The organism is Heyndrickxia sp. FW510-T9 (genome assembly GCF_058781025.1).
In genome coordinates this window covers 1-15807 of the sequence record NZ_JBYSWK010000024.1, presented here as the reverse complement: position 1 = coordinate 15807, position 15807 = coordinate 1, and the positions used below count along the sequence as shown (strand labels likewise).

Annotated in this window: 15 protein-coding genes; 8 read left to right on the top strand and 7 right to left on the bottom strand. The window is 34.9% G+C overall.

From position 1 onward, the window contains the following. The first annotated feature begins 2601 nt into the window (after positions 1-2601). A complete protein-coding gene (locus AC3WJF_RS13285) occupies positions 2602-3042 on the top strand; it encodes a GNAT family N-acetyltransferase (RefSeq protein WP_492452920.1) in 441 nt (146 codons plus the stop codon). Between the two features lie 199 nt (positions 3043-3241). Here the strand turns inward: AC3WJF_RS13285 and AC3WJF_RS13280 are convergent, their stop codons facing one another. Then, positions 3242-4318: a Gfo/Idh/MocA family protein gene (locus AC3WJF_RS13280; protein WP_492452919.1), complete on the bottom strand. Its 1077-nt coding sequence runs from the start codon at positions 4316-4318 to the stop codon at positions 3242-3244. Between the two features lie 265 nt (positions 4319-4583). On the opposite strand from AC3WJF_RS13280, the gene AC3WJF_RS13275 reads away from it, so the two are divergent. Further along, the gene (locus tag AC3WJF_RS13275) at positions 4584-5210 is read left to right on the top strand and encodes a class I SAM-dependent methyltransferase (RefSeq protein ID WP_492452917.1); all 627 of its coding nucleotides are present in this window, start codon (positions 4584-4586) and stop codon (positions 5208-5210) included. A gap of 215 nt (positions 5211-5425) precedes the next feature. Here the strand turns inward: AC3WJF_RS13275 and AC3WJF_RS13270 are convergent, their stop codons facing one another. Further along, positions 5426-5599, bottom strand: a complete 174-nt coding sequence (locus AC3WJF_RS13270; RefSeq protein ID WP_492452915.1) for a hypothetical protein — start codon at positions 5597-5599, stop codon at positions 5426-5428. 903 nt (positions 5600-6502) lie between these two features. Here AC3WJF_RS13270 and AC3WJF_RS13265 point away from each other — a divergent pair. Next, positions 6503-6862, top strand: coding sequence for a DUF4181 domain-containing protein (locus tag AC3WJF_RS13265; RefSeq protein WP_492452913.1), 360 nt, complete (start codon positions 6503-6505; stop codon positions 6860-6862). A gap of 150 nt (positions 6863-7012) precedes the next feature. On the opposite strand, the gene AC3WJF_RS13260 is transcribed toward AC3WJF_RS13265, so the two are convergent. Then, complete coding sequence (locus AC3WJF_RS13260) at positions 7013-7207, bottom strand: alpha/beta-type small acid-soluble spore protein (RefSeq protein ID WP_492452911.1); 195 nt, start codon at positions 7205-7207, stop codon at positions 7013-7015. An 83-nt stretch (positions 7208-7290) separates the two neighbouring features. Further along, a complete protein-coding gene (locus tag AC3WJF_RS13255) occupies positions 7291-8406 on the bottom strand; it encodes a CAP domain-containing protein (protein ID WP_492452909.1) in 1116 nt (371 codons plus the stop codon). Between the two features lie 243 nt (positions 8407-8649). Here AC3WJF_RS13255 and AC3WJF_RS13250 point away from each other — a divergent pair, with 243 nt between their 5' ends. Genes AC3WJF_RS13250 through AC3WJF_RS13235 form a run of 4 tightly spaced genes read left to right on the top strand, consistent with a single transcriptional unit; the run spans position 8650 to position 11498 of the window. Beyond that, on the top strand, positions 8650-9372 hold the full coding sequence (locus tag AC3WJF_RS13250; RefSeq protein ID WP_492452907.1) for an MBL fold metallo-hydrolase: 723 nt from the start codon (positions 8650-8652) through the stop codon (positions 9370-9372). A gap of 59 nt (positions 9373-9431) precedes the next feature. Beyond that, positions 9432-10175 carry an aminoglycoside adenylyltransferase domain-containing protein gene (locus AC3WJF_RS13245; protein WP_492452906.1) on the top strand — a complete coding sequence of 248 codons (744 nt, stop codon included), beginning with the start codon at positions 9432-9434 and terminating at the stop codon, positions 10173-10175. A 23-nt stretch (positions 10176-10198) separates the two neighbouring features. Further along, the gene (locus AC3WJF_RS13240) at positions 10199-10972 is read left to right on the top strand and encodes a class I SAM-dependent methyltransferase (protein WP_492452904.1); all 774 of its coding nucleotides are present in this window, start codon (positions 10199-10201) and stop codon (positions 10970-10972) included. A 55-nt stretch (positions 10973-11027) separates the two neighbouring features. After that, entirely contained in the window at positions 11028-11498 is a 471-nt protein-coding gene (locus AC3WJF_RS13235; RefSeq protein WP_492452903.1) for a UPF0158 family protein, read from the top strand. A 157-nt stretch (positions 11499-11655) separates the two neighbouring features. Here the strand turns inward: AC3WJF_RS13235 and AC3WJF_RS13230 are convergent, their stop codons facing one another. Next, complete coding sequence (locus AC3WJF_RS13230) at positions 11656-12198, bottom strand: hypothetical protein (RefSeq protein WP_492452901.1); 543 nt, start codon at positions 12196-12198, stop codon at positions 11656-11658. Between the two features lie 168 nt (positions 12199-12366). On the opposite strand from AC3WJF_RS13230, the gene AC3WJF_RS13225 reads away from it, so the two are divergent. Beyond that, positions 12367-12879: an LURP-one-related family protein gene (locus AC3WJF_RS13225; protein WP_492452899.1), complete on the top strand. Its 513-nt coding sequence runs from the start codon at positions 12367-12369 to the stop codon at positions 12877-12879. A 51-nt stretch (positions 12880-12930) separates the two neighbouring features. Here AC3WJF_RS13225 and AC3WJF_RS13220 read toward each other — a convergent pair whose 3' ends face one another. Together AC3WJF_RS13220 and AC3WJF_RS13215 are read right to left on the bottom strand one after the other, a co-directional pair. Beyond that, the gene (locus tag AC3WJF_RS13220; protein ID WP_492452897.1) at positions 12931-13500 is read right to left on the bottom strand and encodes a DNA-3-methyladenine glycosylase I; all 570 of its coding nucleotides are present in this window, start codon (positions 13498-13500) and stop codon (positions 12931-12933) included. 167 nt (positions 13501-13667) lie between these two features. Next, positions 13668-15761, bottom strand: coding sequence for a glycoside hydrolase family 3 protein (locus AC3WJF_RS13215; protein ID WP_492452895.1), 2094 nt, complete (start codon positions 15759-15761; stop codon positions 13668-13670). Positions 15762-15807 lie beyond the last annotated feature (46 nt).

Below are 15807 nucleotides of genomic sequence, written 5' to 3'. Positions count from 1 at the left end.
TTCAAATTGAAAAAAGCGGTAGAGGAATTCGCCTTATTGAAACGAACGACGTATTAATGGAAGCATCTATGAATGAGCATACGCAAATTGAGGGCAGAGAATCCTTTTTAAAGCTTTCTATTAAAAATAAATCCACAGAAAAAGTTAACGTAAGAGTTGAGGGGATTGAAAATAAACGGATCCATGTAAACGAGACACAGGTTACGACCATTGAAGACGAACAAATACTAGCATTACCTGTCCTCATAAAAAATGGTGAGGAACCGAATGAGTGGGTGACACATCCGCGTGCGGAGATAAAAGTGTACATGAACGGAATACCTGCGTTATTTGCAATCGGAATTTATCCTAAAAAAGCTTTAAAGGTTAAAACAGTCTACCAACCTAAAAGATATGATACAAAGAAACAACAATTGTGTTATCTTGAGCTTGAAAATCATCTAAAGAAGAACGCTGAAGTATTCGTCGAGTTACCAGATAATCCATATGTTCAATGGGAAAATTCTATTTTGAAAACGGAAGTTAATGAAACAGGGCTAATAAAAATTCCTTTTACTATCCAAAAATATGGGTTTCTCCAATCTGAATGTACGATACGAGTTCAAACAGCGGAAGAAAGTTTCGAGTGGAAGGAAACACTCGCTTTATCGTTGCTGTCATTTGCTGTAAAAGCTGGAGGGCAGGATAAAGAATACTTTTACTTACAAAACGGCTTTTATAGAGTAGTTGTAAGAAAACGTGATAATGCGATTTCGTTTGGAAATGATTATAAGCTCATCCAAAGAACGGTACTACTTCCGCCTAAATTTGGAAAACCGTACATTGGTGAATTATCTAAAAAACAAGTTTCTCATTTTGAATGGGATTATCAAGATGCAACAGCGATAATGAAACTTTATTACCATGTATCTAAACCATATAAGTTGAAGATTGCTTTATGTTTTGAATTATATGGAGAAGGACTGTTAAATTATTGGTTGGAGCTTGAAAATCTATCAGATAAAACAGAGGAAAATGTATTTGTTTATCAACCTGTCCACCATCAATTAAACCAAACTTATTTGCCCATTCATAACGAAATTGTCTATATAAATGATGCGAAAATGACAAATTACGGTGAATTGGATAGTGAAAATATGACCGGGAATTGGATCTTTTCCGATGATCAAAAGGATCCTCATGGTATTACATGGAATCATTCGGTCAAATTAGGTTTTGAAGGCTGGTACTTTTATCTAGAAGAAAAACTAGAACAAATTCTACCTAATAAAAAAGTATTGACGAAACCAGTTCAATTTTCGCTCGGAGCGATAAAATCAGTTGCTGAATTTCAAGTATACGCAAATGATATTACGTCCCGCGACACAATTGCGAAGGAAATAGAGTTAAAGCCGGAAACGTTGAACCCGGTTATGAAAAATAAAAACAAAACTCTTATTTTGAAAAGGTTTCAAAATCGATATTTTAAAGGGACATTGAACCTATATGAGAATGGAAAAATAGTAGATGAAATCTCCATTCAACAAGAAGATAACCAAGATTTCAGTTTTGACTATCAGACTAGTAAACATGGATTTATCCCTATTCAATATGAAGTGGAAAGTAGATCAAAAAGGGTTCAAGGCTCCTTGTTATTAATAAATAATGGCCAATTGGATATTAAAATGTCTAAGGTTGAAGATGATCGACATATTAGCTATGAAATTGAAAATGGAGATTTGACATTTAAGGCAGCTGCCGGCTACTTCCCTACACTCTATTCCATATCTTACAAAGATCAGGAATGGCTGGATTCCGCTTACCCTACGCCGGAACCAAAAGCATGGTGGAATCCGTGGGCTGGGGGAATGTGGTCATATCTTAGTGGAATTAGTTTATTTTCGTTCCTTAAAGAAACATCACAGTCGCGGTTTGTGAAAAAAATAGATCAGCGGCAAAACGAGTGGCAAGGAATTGTTATCGAAACCACTATGGAAAACCACGAAATGTGGAAAGGGTTAAATATTCGCCAATACTTTCTAACACTCCCAGGTGTTCCGATAATCGCTCACTTTACTGAACTTGAGCATATGAATCGGTATATTAAACAATACCTTGTTACGGAAATGTGGTGGAAGAATAATGAATTAAAAGATACATTTGCACAATTACAAGGTAATTCGGGAACTAAGGTATTTGGAGCGGGTTTTGAGGAGCATGCATTTCGGATCAGCAATCCATATACCATTACTGATCATGATCAAACTCAGCATTTACAAATTTATTCAACATGCAACGACATTGATTCCGATTGTGTCTTTAGTGAAGAATTTGCCATGTCAGCAACAGCCGCGTATTTAAATATAGAACCAGGAACAAAGTATGCTACAAAACCTGTGTTTTTGATGTTTCCGGAGAAATCATATGAAAAAGAAATGCTGGAAAGTTTGAAGTGGATTCGGTTTTAATGAGAACAAGGTGATATTACTTTTTCAACTACCACAGCCGCTTGAAGAAATGGATGGACTGCTTTAATGGTGTTTATCCTTTGATATTCTCAACTTCGTGTAAATTTGTAATGGTATAATTTGCTAATGATTCCAGACCTATCGGAGGTGACTTATGGCTGATATAACATTAGACAATATCAAGATAACAGCTGAATCGAGTGACACTGATTACAATCAGGTATGTAATAAGTTATATGAATATAACGTTCGAGCGACAAATGGTTTACTCAAAAAGCCAGGCAAGGATATTAACTTATATTTAAAGGATGAATCAGGCAAAGTCGTAGGCGGTTTGTTTTGTGAAACCTGGTCTTACGGTATGTATATTGAAGTATTCTGGATAGCTGATGAATATAGAAACAAGGGATATGGAAAAGTCATGATGAAAGAAGCTGAAATGCTCGGGAAAGAACTTGGCTGTATATTTGCTCATACTAGTACATTTTCCTATCAATCGCCAGAATTTTATAAGCGTATGGGTTATGAAGTTTTTGCCGTTAACGATGAATTTCCAGAAAATATAAAACAATTTTTCTTAAAGAAGAAATTGTAATACATTTTTATTTTTATAACGAACGAGGAACAAGTTCAAACAACCCACGTATCAGTAGTTTGTTGGCAAAAACGTTAAGCGATGGGTACGATATCTCATTAAACCGCCTTTTCACCAAGGCGGTTTTCTTCTGGTTAAATATCAACACATAGCCTATCTCAAAGAAAGGTGCCAATCGAAGTGATAGGCACCTTATCTTTTATTTCACTTCCATTCTCTTTCCTTCTTTTGCAGACTGGCGAACAGCATCAAGAACTTTTTGCGTCATTTGTCCATTTTCAAATTCCGCTAGATAAGGATGTTTTCTGCTAGTTTCGAAGGTTTCATATAAAGCATCGAGCATACGGTTAAATCCATTATAATAACGTGCAGCAACTGAAGGCATTTCCGCCGGTGCTTCAATATCAGGTGTTAGCTCAACTTTTTTAAGCGAATCATCTCCTGCTGAAAAGAATACCTGATTATCATTCACCATAACAAGTGTACCCTTTGTACCAAATACCTCTAAACGCATACTATTAGCAGCTTGGCGTGCCGAGGTTAAAAGTTCCATTGAAACAGTTGCACCGTTATCTAATGCACCGATAATTTGGTAAGCATCATCAGCTGTTCGGCGTTCCACATTCCCTTCATTATCTTTATATTCTGGAACATGTGTGGTTAGATTTGCTGAAACTGCATTTAAGTGAGAATTCACCCACCAATGGAGAGAGTCTACCATATGGGAGCCAATTGCCCCAAGCATACCTCCACCAGTTTCAATCTGTCCTAGCCAACCGCGTGGACTCGATACTAAGGAATTATAACTTGGAAAAGTGCATTCATAGCGAACATGCATTATATCCCCTATATCGCCACTGTCCAAAATCTCTTTTACCTTTGTGCGGGCAGGAAGGAATCGAAATTCATGATTAATCAGCCCTAATTTTCCGGCTTGATTACGTGCAGAAATCATTTCCTCCGTTTCGGTAATATTTAAAGCCATTGGTTTTTCGCTTAGAACATGAATGCCTTTTTTATATGCAGCAAGTGTCATTTCCTTATGTAAATGTACTGCAGAAGCAACGACAACGAAATCAAGCTGCTCTTGATCAAGCATTTGCTTCCAGTCGGTATACACCCTTTCAACACCGCTTAATTGCTTTACATTTTCTACATTTCCTCTTGACACACTAGCGATAGCGACGACTTCGAAGCCATCGTGAAAATTCATCATTGGTGCATGTACCTTAGCACCAAATCCAGTTCCAATAATTCCAACTCTAAATTTATTCACCGGAAATCAACTCCTTCTTTGTACTAAGAATATAGTAAAGGATTAGTAGGTATATTGCGAATATTATGCATTTATTTTGTTGCAATCAAAATAGTTTTATTGTAAAGAAAATTAAGATATTATTAAAGAGAATAAGGAAAGGCGGGATACATTATGAATAATTTAATGAAAAACTATCATAAACAAAATGGAGAAAAGTGGAACAGCTAGTTTGAGTATAATGAGAATGCTCAGGATAGCTAGTTCAAAATGAGGAGGAGCATTCTTGCTAAATAAACAAGGATTTGATTTATGGGCTGATAATTATGATCAGACGGTTCAATTAAGTGAGGAAAGCAATTTGTATCCGTTCGCAGGGTACAAAAAGATATTAAATACGATTTTCAATGAAGTAATGCAAACCCCAAATTCTAACGTATTAGATATTGGATTTGGAACAGGGATATTAACGCAAAAATTATATGATCATCGTCATCAAATGAATGGGATTGACTTTTCAGCAAAAATGATTGAAATTGCCCAATCGAAAATGCCAATGGCAAACTTAATGGAGTATGATTTTACAAACGGACTTCCTAACGAAGTAATAGGTGAAAAATATGATTCCATCATTAGTACGTACGCGTTACATCATTTAACCGATGAAAAGAAGATTGAATTCATTTCTGAGCTATTACCTATGCTAAAAGAAGGCGGAAAAATTTTAATAGGGGATATTGCGTTCCAAACAAGAGCTGATTTGGAAAAATGTAAAGCGGATAGTATCGACTATTGGGATCCTGATGAATTTTATTTTGTTGCAGATGAGCTATTAGCCTTCTTAAAAGGACGATGCCGATGTGAATTTCATCCAATGTCACATTGTGGTGGCGTATTTGTGATTTCGAATTAAATAGAAATTGGAAAAAGGAGATTGTAACAAGTCTCCTTTTTTATTTTTGTAGATGTTAATTGCTTTGCCTGAATTATTTTAAGAAGTGCTTGAATAATTTTAACCAAATAATGGTCTTTATTTCTTTAAGATTTAGGAGTTTACAAAAACGTTTGATACGGATTATACCAAAAAAGTAACATAAATATTCAAAAAAGATGAGTTAATAGCTCACCTTAATTTTTACATTTTGAACATAATATTTTATCAGCTTGATTATGTAATGCAGTATTAAGACGGCCATACGGCATTCTGGCCGGACTTGGTAATTTTAGTTCAACTACGATACTTTCATTAGTTTCAATTGTTTTATTACAAGAAGTACATTTTAACTGTTTATCCTTAAACATATATACGCCTCCTAATTAAATATACGGATGTATATAAAATATGTTTCAAGAAAAGATGCATTAGTTACTGCGTATTTAGAGGAGAATGGGTCACATTAGATTGAAAGCAGGGCACTTAGAACTGGGAACAGGTCACATGAAAAAGTCATATTAAAAAGGAGAGAGGGAGTGCAAAAGTTGGAAGGGCACATAAAAAGGAGAATGGGTCACATTAGGAGGAAAGCAGGGCACATAGAACTGGGAACAGGTCACATGAAAAAGGAGAGAGGGAGCGCTAAAGCTGGTAGGGCACATAAAAAAGAGAATGGGTCACATTAGGAGGAAAGCAGGGCACATAGAACTGGGAACAGGTCACATGAAAATGGATTGATGGAGTGCAAAAGTTGGTGGGGCACATAAAAAGGAGAATGGGCCACATTAGGAGGAAAACAGGGCACATAGAACTGGGAACAGGTCACATGAAAATGGATTGAGGGAGCGCTAAAGCTGGTAGGGCACATAAAAAAGAGAATGGGTCACATTAGGAGGAAAGCAGGGCACATAGAACTGGGAACAGGTCACATGAAAATGGATTGAGGGAGTGCAAAAGTTGGAAGGGCACGTAAAAAGGAGAATAGGTCACATTAGGAGGAAAACAGGGTACATAGAACTGGGAACAGGTCACATGAAAATGGATTGAGGGAGTGCAAAAGTTGGTTGGAAAGCAGGGCAGTTGAAAGTTTTTAAATTACAGTTTCAAATTGTTCAGAATTCGAGAATTGAAGGTTTTTTTTATTAATCAAATATAGGATATATATCTAATCTAGTTCGCTTGATATCTAATAATTTTTCAAAAATATTAAATTTTACGATAAAATACACATATAGATTATGAAGGAATGATCATAGGGGGCGAGCTATTTAATGTTGGAATTTATTCTTGCAGTTTTAATTATTACGATTTTCGTAAGTTTGTTTTTTCGAAAGAAGTATAATATTGCCGCTGAATTTAGACGATATCGCCAAGTTAATAATACCCAAAAATGGATTGAGTGGACATTATTTATTCTATTTATCATTGTTGAAATTATAGCTGTTTTTGTTCTTTCCTATAGAGAAATTTACGTATTAATGTTCGGTTTCGCTATGATTTTGTATGGTTTTCGTACTCTAATGGAATACAAATATGACAGGGAAAAAAAGGCGTACATTATTAACCTTGTATTTGCGATAGGCTATTGTGTATCCTTTATTGGTTGTATTTGCTTCACACTGTATAATTGAAAAATAGGTTTGTTAGTTTCTTAAGACAATTTTAAACAAGAAAACGCTTGGGTAAAATTTAATATCCAAGCGTAATTATATGCCGCTGTGCAAACACAAAAGGGTGTCCTAATCTTTCTCAGGACACCCTTTGCGTTAGAAATCACAAGCTTATCTGCATTGTTGATTTCTTAATGATTGTTCAGCGTAAGCAATTAGACGTTTGGTCATTTCGCCACCGACTGAACCGTTAGCTCGAGCGGTCGTATCTGCACCAAGTTGAACTCCAAACTCGTTGGCAATTTCTTCTTTCATTTGGTCCAGAACATTGTCTGCACCAGGAACCAAAAGTTTGTTTCTAGCCATGATACATCACTCCCGACGAAGTTTTGAGCAAAAGTGCGCTCATTCATACTATTTCCTAATAAACAGTCTTCATTCTACCTGACCTATTTTGCATAAAAATCCTCGGTATAAAATGGCTGTTCCTCTTGATTGAAAGCAACCCCAACACCTAAGTATTTATAGCCCTTCTTCAAGATATTTTCACGATGCCCGAGGGAATTCATTAGCCCCTCATGAGCAAAAATACTGCTAAGCTGTCCGTAAGCAATATTTTCGCCAGCTAAAAGGAAAGTAATATGATCCTGTTGCATGCGATCGAACGGAGAACGTCCTTTTAAATCTGCATGATCGAAATAATTATGCTCTGCCATATCTTTGCTATGATTAAGTGCCGTTACTTGAACATGCTGCTCCCACGATAAAATAGGAAGATGGTGCACCACACGAGAAGCGTTTGTCATATCGAATAATTGATATTCAAATCCTTTTTCTAATGCATTACTTGCTTTCGTGTAATATACCTTTTTCTCTTGTTCTACGTTTTTGTTAACCAGTTGTATGGCAGTTACGTTATCATGCTCATATTTATCATAAAAAATAGTTACATATATACCATCAAGTAAGAATACATCATAATCACTTTTTTTATCAAATTGATAAATAGTTAACCCCTTTTGAATACCTGTTAGGGGAGTACCAAGCTTTTCACGAACCTTTTGCTTTGAGACGCCAAATTTAATTCCATTCGTGGAGGCAATTAAATTTTGATTCGTGAATAACCCTACAACCTGATTATTTTTATCATACATTGCCATAAAAAACTGTTGATAATGTTTATGATATGAAGACCAATTTAGACCATACTCATTAAGAGTAGATCGTTTTGGTACTCCAACACGTTGATCTACAGCTTTTCTCGTATCACCTAACTCGACATTATCGATTGAAAAAATATGCTTCGTCGGCGTTTGCAACTCAACTTTATCTTGCTTAGTTTCTGATTTTGGTTGAATACTATTGTCTGATCGAAACTTATTTAATAGTTGTTGGACCTTATCAGAGCCAGCTAGGATATTTGTGTTGTTTTTTAAATCATTTATTTTAGTTTCAAAAGAATCAATTGTTTGCTGATAATCAGTTCTATGTAACTGTTCTTTAATAGTTGGCCAGGAAAACGCGACTAAAATTATGCATATCACTAGCATAAGGAAACGAGCCATCTTTTTTTCCTCCATTTCTACTAAAATTATAGCCAATTTTATGAAAATATAATCAAATTGGATCATTGGCGAAATATGGTATAAAGTCTAAAAACGATAAATTCATGATAATTACATAAAGGATAATATGTAGTTATGATAGAATATGTTAAGTAAACTACATAAAGTATACGGTTTTATCTTCATGTGTGAATCATTTTTTTATGGGAAATTTAAATAATGTTTCCGAAGGAGGAAAAAAGTATGAAAGTAGCAAAAAATGTGGAAATGATTGAACTGAAAATACAAGGATTTCAAATTAATCCTTCGTTGATTTGGGATGAAGAGATGGCGATATTAGTTGATACAGGCATGCCTGGTCAGTTAAAGACACTTCAGGCAGCATTTGAAAATGTCGGAGTGCCGTTCGAAAAATTAAAAGCAGTGATATTAACTCATCAAGATATTGATCATATTGGAAGTTTACCAGAGATTCTTCAAGAATGTGACTGGAAAATAGATGTATATGCTCATGATGAAGATAAGCCTTATATTGAAGGCGAGAAACATATGATTAAAGCGGATCCTAATAAAATTAGTAAGGAAGTTTGGGAAACTCTTCCTGAACCAATGAAAGCTTTATATTTGAATCCTCCGAAAGCAAAGGTAGATCATACTTTGGAGGATGGACAAGTGCTTCCATATTGCGGAGGAATTGAAGTGATTTTCACGCCTGGACATACTCCAGGACATATAAGCCTTTATTTACAGGAAAGTAAAACACTTATTACTGGGGATGCAATGGTGTTGGCTAATGGATCATTACAAGGACCAAGTGCTAGGAACACACCTGATATGGAAACAGCATTGAAATCTCTGGAAAAGTACCTTGATTATGATGTTGAATCTATTATTTGTTATCACGGTGGTTTTTCAAATCAGAATGTAAACGAACAGATTGCTGAAATCGTGAAAAAAGGTAATTAAGTTGATGGTGATGACTTTTGCGAGTCATCACTTTTTAATATAAAGGGGGTATTATTCGTTTGTCTGTAGAATTGTTTTTACAAAAAGTATGTTCCTTATTTCAGCAAGAATTAGGATCTAATTTAGTTGGAATATATCTACATGGATCATTAGCAATGGGGTGTTTTCACCCTGAAAAAAGTGATGTTGATGTCCTCATCGTTGTGAGGGATAAATTAACGGTTAGCCAAAAGAAAAATATAATTCGAGAGATACTAGAATTAAATGCATATAAGTTAGAAATGAGCATTTTACTAGAAAAGGACATACAAGAGTTTCAGTATCCAGCCCCATTCGAGCTTCATTATTCAGAGATGCACAAGAAGAAATATTTGCAGGATGAACATTATCTTTGCAGTGATTCTGTAGATCCGGATTTAGCTGCTCATTTTGTTATCACGTATGAAAGAGGAAAATGTTTATTTGGAGCTCCAATTAATGAAGTATTTAATGCCATTGATCAAAAATATTATCTTCAGTCTATATTATTTGATATAGAAAATGCCGAACAGGAAATCATCCATAATCCAATGTACTATACTTTAAATCTTTGTAGAGTTCTTTTCTTTTTAAAAGAAGGTGCAGTCTCTTCGAAAAAAGAAGGTGGAGAATGGGGATTGGAAAATATTCCGGATTATTATAAGGAATTAGTGAAAGCGAGTCTATCAATATATGCTAATCCGCGATTCGTATATGATTGGAATCAGGAAAAATTGATTGAGTATGCGAAATATATGTTAGGGGAAATACATTCAAGTTGTTAGTATAACGTTTTGGAGGTTTTTATATGGAAAAAGACAATTTACAAGAATATGATGATCCTATTTTATATGATGAGGAAAATGATTCGTATAACGAGGACATTCCGTTCCTATTAAAATGGGCAATGAAATCAGATGGACCAATAATCGATCTAGCATGCGGAACTGGTAGAGCAACCATTCCTCTTGCAGAAAAAGGCTTTGAGATGATTGGTGTTGATTTACATAAAGGAATGTTAGAATCTGCTAGAAGGAAATCAGCGAATCTAAATGTTCAGATTAAATGGGTAGAACAGGATTGCACTGATCTTCATTTAAACGTACAAAGTGAGTTAGTTTATATGGTGGGCAATTCATTTCAGCATTTTCTAACGAATGAAGATCAGGATAAGCTTCTTACATCGGTGAACAAACATTTAAAAGCTGGTGGAATTTTTATATTTGGAACAAGGTTTCTCAGTACAGAGGAATTACTGCAGCCAAGTACAGAAGAGTATTGGAAAACGTATGTGGATTCGGAAAGCAGGAAAAAAGTAGATGTGTATACTATAAGTAATTATGATGCTATAAATCAAATACAACATTATATTACTATAAGAAAATACATAAATAAAAATGGGGAAGTAGTAGACGAAAAAAGTACTAACATCAATCTAAGATATGTATTTCCTAAAGAAATGGAACGAATACGGGCAAATGCTTTTGAGATAGTAGATGTTTATAGAAATTGGCAGGAGCAATCGTTAACAAATGATAGTTATCAGATGGTTTATGTTTGTAGAAAGAATATAAGGGAATGAAGATATTTTTGAATATATGACATTAACATAGGTAATAATTTTTCGAGGTGATTTCATGAGCATTCAGGTAAAACTTTCCGATATTATAGAAGAAATGGAAATGCAGTTTGACGAATCCCGTACCTTTTTATATACCAAAACAGGAGAGATTGTAACTGTGGCGGATGAAGAGTTAAGAATAGTGGAGGAGTACGAATCATTTGTTGACATACCGGAGTGGAGACAAGATGTTTTAAAAGTGGCAAATGATGTGTTTGAAAATTTTGATGACTATATTGAGTTGCCAACAAAATTTGATATAAATGAATATCAAACTATGGAAGATTTTTGTTTTTCCATCAACGATCTATCAAAGAGAGAGATTTTTCTAAGATCAATTAAAGGCAGGGGAGCTTTTAGAAGATTTCGCAATAAATTATTGGATTTTGATATGGAACAACAATGGTATATTTTCCGGGATGAACATATGAAACAAATAGCAAAAGAATGGTGTGAGGGTCATAGAGTAGATTATATTGACGAGTGATATTTGGAACAAGATTAGATTTTGATAAATGTGAAGCCGGACAGGATAAATAAATTTTTTCTTTGCAATGAAAGAAACAAAAAAGCCTTTATGAAAAATAAAGACTTAAGAAATACAAATATAGTGTTATGAAATTTTTGCCAGGAGAAAGGAGAACCTAATACTTTAGATTTTTCTTTAATCTCTCAATATCACGCTCATGTTTTTCCGTTCTCCTAAAAAGCAAATTTATATCTGATTCTATTTCTGAATTTTTTCCTCTTAAGTCTTGTCTAATACTTGTGAAATTATTAGTTAGGAGTGTAGTGTGATGCTTCAACATCTCTTTTAGTTCATCTTGTCCAGCTTCTAAATTCCCCAGTTTGCTATCCACGGTATCGAACCGCTTATCGACCTCAACAAATTTTTGATCTACGGCATCGAATCGTTTATCAACCTCGACGAATTTTTGATCTACGGCATCGAACCGCATATCGACCTCGACGAATTTTTGATCCACGGCATCAAATCGTTTATCGACTTCGACGAATTTTTGATCTACGTCATCAAATCGTTTATCAACCTCTAGAAATTTCTCATCTATGGCATCAAACCGCTTATCCATAGAATCCAATTTAGTATTCGTCTTATTCTGTCCTTCTTCTAAATTACCAATGCTTTGTTCCAGTCGTTGTAAGATATTTTTCATTTCCTGATCCATTTAAAACACCTCCTTTAGATAATTTATCCTACTAATTTAAGTATAACACAACACTATAATTAGAACAAATGTTCTTATTGTAAAATAAATAAGTAATATTTTCAATTGAATCTTTTTAATGAACTGATTCGTATAAAGAAATACAAAATCTCGAAGGTAGGTATATAAATGGCGATAGAAACAAGGTATTTTAAAGATAACTTCTTTTCTGCTGGAAGGACTGAAATATTTACTGAATCCAAAGATAGAGTAGGCGAACTGGATTTAAAGAGTATGTTTTCTTCCGGGGTAGATGTTCTTGATTTGGAGGGAAATATTGTTTTGAGTGGTAAATTTCCTTTCATGGGTTTTAAATGGAAAATCTTTAACAAAGAAGGACAAGAAATTGGATCGTTAAAACGTAAATTTAGCTTTTTCTCAAAAATATATGAATATCATTCTTTTGATCACGGTTACTTTAATGTAACATCTAAAGCATTCTCTAGGCAGTATGAAATTTTTCAAGATGAATCGAATATGATTGCTAATTTCGATATAATTAGCGGATTCTTTTCCTCCCATGCTTATAAATTGACAAATTTCTCAGATGAAATTACCACAGCAGAATTAATAGCAGTGGTGATGGGAGTAAATGCAATCGAACGTAGACGAAGCAATAGTGCTGCAGCGGCAACGAGTTAAGATATTGAATACATTAGAAAAAAGACTGAACTCACAGTCTTTTTTCTAAATCTACTTTAATTGATAGATTCTCTGGTAACAATCACAAGTTACAATATGATCATTTACCAAGCCAGCAGCCTGCATAAAAGAATAGCAAATCGTTGATCCAACAAACTTAAATCCACGCTTTTTTAAATCTTTGCTTAATTTATCACTTATCTCAGTAGTTGCAGGGACTTCGCTCATATCTTTGAAGTGATTTTGCAGCGGTTTACCCCCGACAAACCCCCAAATATAATTACGAAATGATCCAAATTCCTCCACTATCTTTAAAAAAGCTTTAGCATTCGTAATCACCGAATTAACTTTAAGTTTATTTCTAACAATTCCTTCGTTATGTAAAAGTTCCTCTATCTTCTTTTCATCATACTTAATAATTTTATCAGCCTCAAAATTATCAAATGCCTTGCGATAATTGTCTCTTTTCTTCAATATTGTGTACCAGCTTAGTCCTGCTTGCGCTCCTTCAAGACATAAAAATTCAAAAAGCAAACGATCATCGTAAACTGGAACACCCCATTCATAATCATGATAATCAAGATAGAGTGGATCTTGATTAACCCATCCGCAGCGATTCATTGTATTTCTCCTCTCAAAATAACAATACTTTTTTTTATTCAATCATAAATCCATAAACTTTACCAATTTAAACTTCTGTTAATAAAAATATCCCTCGGCAATGAGAATTAGGTATTCCTAATTCTCTCTACAAGAGGGACTGCTTTCACTACCTATTTTCTTTTTATTTAATATCCCAAGCAATGGCCAATATAATATAAAACAATTCCATCCTGGTTATAAATAGTAACTGGCAGCTTGCCTGTTGGATTATTATCTCCAAAAATCGTGTTAACGGATGCCTCGAAGCTTGCATTGTTATAAGAATATTGAACTAAATAGGCACCGACATTTGGATAGGACATAATGTCATAAGGATTTCTAACTCCTACCGCAACAACTGGGACACCTGTGGCGATCAACTGTTTAGTCATTAGCATTTGTCCAGCATCTGGTGCTCTGCCAGCAACGGAAGAGGTATACGTTCCAACTATTATATATTTTGCATCTTTTATTTGATTCAGTTGATTTGTTGTCAATGTAGTCAAAGTATCGATATACGTCACATTATCATGATGTTTTTTGACCTCATCTACTAATGATTGTACATAATATCCAGAATAACCGACAACCACAATTTTATCGCCTTTTGCAGGATGGAGTGGAAGAAGATTATCATTTTTTACAAGTGTAATAGATTTAGCTGCTACTTCTTTTTCTATTTGCTTATGCTCTTTCGAACCAACCACTTTTAAAGCATTTGCTACTTGATCGTTCATATTTTTTTCAATCTCAGGTTTAATAATGCTTCTATTTAATTTAAGTGTTAATACCCGTTCTACAGACTGATTAATTCTACTAATCGGAATGGCTCCTGAATTCACAGCATCGTAAAGTCCATTTGCTACTTGTTCAACTCCAACAGGCATTAATAAAATGTCTGCTCCAGCGTTAACAGCTCGAATTGCAGCATCAACAGGACCAAAGTTATCTACGATAGCTCCCATGTTCATGGCATCCGTTACTATTACACCTTTAAAGCCCATTTGATCCCGCATTAAACCAGTTAAAACTTTATAAGAAAGGGTGGCTGGTAGGGAAATTTCCGCACCGTCCTTTTTAGAAATAACCTTTGTATCGTCGATTTTCGGGAATGTAACATGTGCAGTCATAATCGCATCAATTCCTGCATTCATTGCCTGTTGGAATGGATACAATTCAATTTGCTTCAAACGGTCCATATCGTAAGGAACCTCTGGTAGTCCAAGGTGTGAGTCAGTTGCTGTATCTCCGTGACCAGGAAAATGCTTTGCCGTTGAAGCAGTATTGGTTTCATGCAAACCACTAATATAAGCTTTACCCAATGTCGCTACTAATTGAGGGTCTGCACCAAAAGAACGGACACCAATGACTGGATTATCCGGATTAATGTTAACATCCATATCAGGACCAAAATTCATATTAATACCATCTGCACTTAGCTCTTCGCCAATTACTTTACCAACCTTCTGTGCTAGTTCTTCGGAATGTGTTGCACCAAGGGCCATATTACCAGGAAAATCAGTACCGGTTTGGAGTCTTGTGACAATGCCGCCTTCTTGGTCTACAGAAACGAGCATTCCGTATTTTTCAGCTGCTTGCTGATAGGCACTAGTAAGTCGGATTGTTTGGTCAGCAGTAACGGTATTTTCACGGAATAGAATCACTCCGCCGATATGATAATCCTTAATAAGTTGTGCAATTTCCGGCTGCATTGCAGTTACATTTTTACCATTCCAAGTTCTGAAATCAGGCATTAACATTTGCCCAACCTTTTCCGCTACTGTCATATGATTCATCGTATTACTTATTAGGTCATAACGATTACCCGATTCTTTTTCCACAAGTATTTCACCTTGGTTACCTTTATATTGAATAGAGATTCTGTCGCTATAACGTCCATCACTTACATTGATAAACGTCTTTCCGTTATGTCCAAGTAAGGTTACTTCACCGGATTGGTCCACGGAGGCTACATTTTTATTGGAAGAACTCCATGTAATATTTTCTGAAGCTAGTAAAAAAATTCCATCATTATATACATGAAGTGCATTTAACTTTATTTTATCGTTGCTGACATCACGATTAACTTGTGGCACATTCAAGTCTATAACTAAATCTTTCACTGAGGCAGAAGATAGGGTTTCTGCATTTACTTTTTTGACCACATTATTGGGCATACATGTAAATACTAAAGTAAAAATAATGAATGATAATAGAAAAGTCTTCATCAGCTTATTCATCTTTCGTCCTCCGATTTTTAGAAAATAGTAAAATTCTAAAATACAT

What these genes read in the sequence shown, in the direction of transcription:
- AC3WJF_RS13255 (WP_492452909.1), bottom strand. Translation starts at nt 8,406, where the DNA reads ATGGCTCGTTTCCTTATGCTAGTGATATGCATAATTTTAGTCGCGTTT.
- AC3WJF_RS13285 (WP_492452920.1), top strand. Translation starts at nt 2,602, where the DNA reads ATGGCTGATATAACATTAGACAATATCAAGATAACAGCTGAATCGAGT.
- AC3WJF_RS13260 (WP_492452911.1), bottom strand. Translation starts at nt 7,207, where the DNA reads ATGGCTAGAAACAAACTTTTGGTTCCTGGTGCAGACAATGTTCTGGAC.
- AC3WJF_RS13215 (WP_492452895.1), bottom strand. Translation starts at nt 15,761, where the DNA reads ATGAATAAGCTGATGAAGACTTTTCTATTATCATTCATTATTTTTACT.
- AC3WJF_RS13225 (WP_492452899.1), top strand. Translation starts at nt 12,367, where the DNA reads ATGGCGATAGAAACAAGGTATTTTAAAGATAACTTCTTTTCTGCTGGA.
- AC3WJF_RS13220 (WP_492452897.1), bottom strand. Translation starts at nt 13,500, where the DNA reads ATGAATCGCTGCGGATGGGTTAATCAAGATCCACTCTATCTTGATTAT.
- AC3WJF_RS13235 (WP_492452903.1), top strand. Translation starts at nt 11,028, where the DNA reads ATGAGCATTCAGGTAAAACTTTCCGATATTATAGAAGAAATGGAAATG.
- AC3WJF_RS13265 (WP_492452913.1), top strand. Translation starts at nt 6,503, where the DNA reads ATGTTGGAATTTATTCTTGCAGTTTTAATTATTACGATTTTCGTAAGT.
- AC3WJF_RS13250 (WP_492452907.1), top strand. Translation starts at nt 8,650, where the DNA reads ATGAAAGTAGCAAAAAATGTGGAAATGATTGAACTGAAAATACAAGGA.
- AC3WJF_RS13240 (WP_492452904.1), top strand. Translation starts at nt 10,199, where the DNA reads ATGGAAAAAGACAATTTACAAGAATATGATGATCCTATTTTATATGAT.
- AC3WJF_RS13270 (WP_492452915.1), bottom strand. Translation starts at nt 5,599, where the DNA reads ATGTTTAAGGATAAACAGTTAAAATGTACTTCTTGTAATAAAACAATT.
- AC3WJF_RS13230 (WP_492452901.1), bottom strand. Translation starts at nt 12,198, where the DNA reads ATGGATCAGGAAATGAAAAATATCTTACAACGACTGGAACAAAGCATT.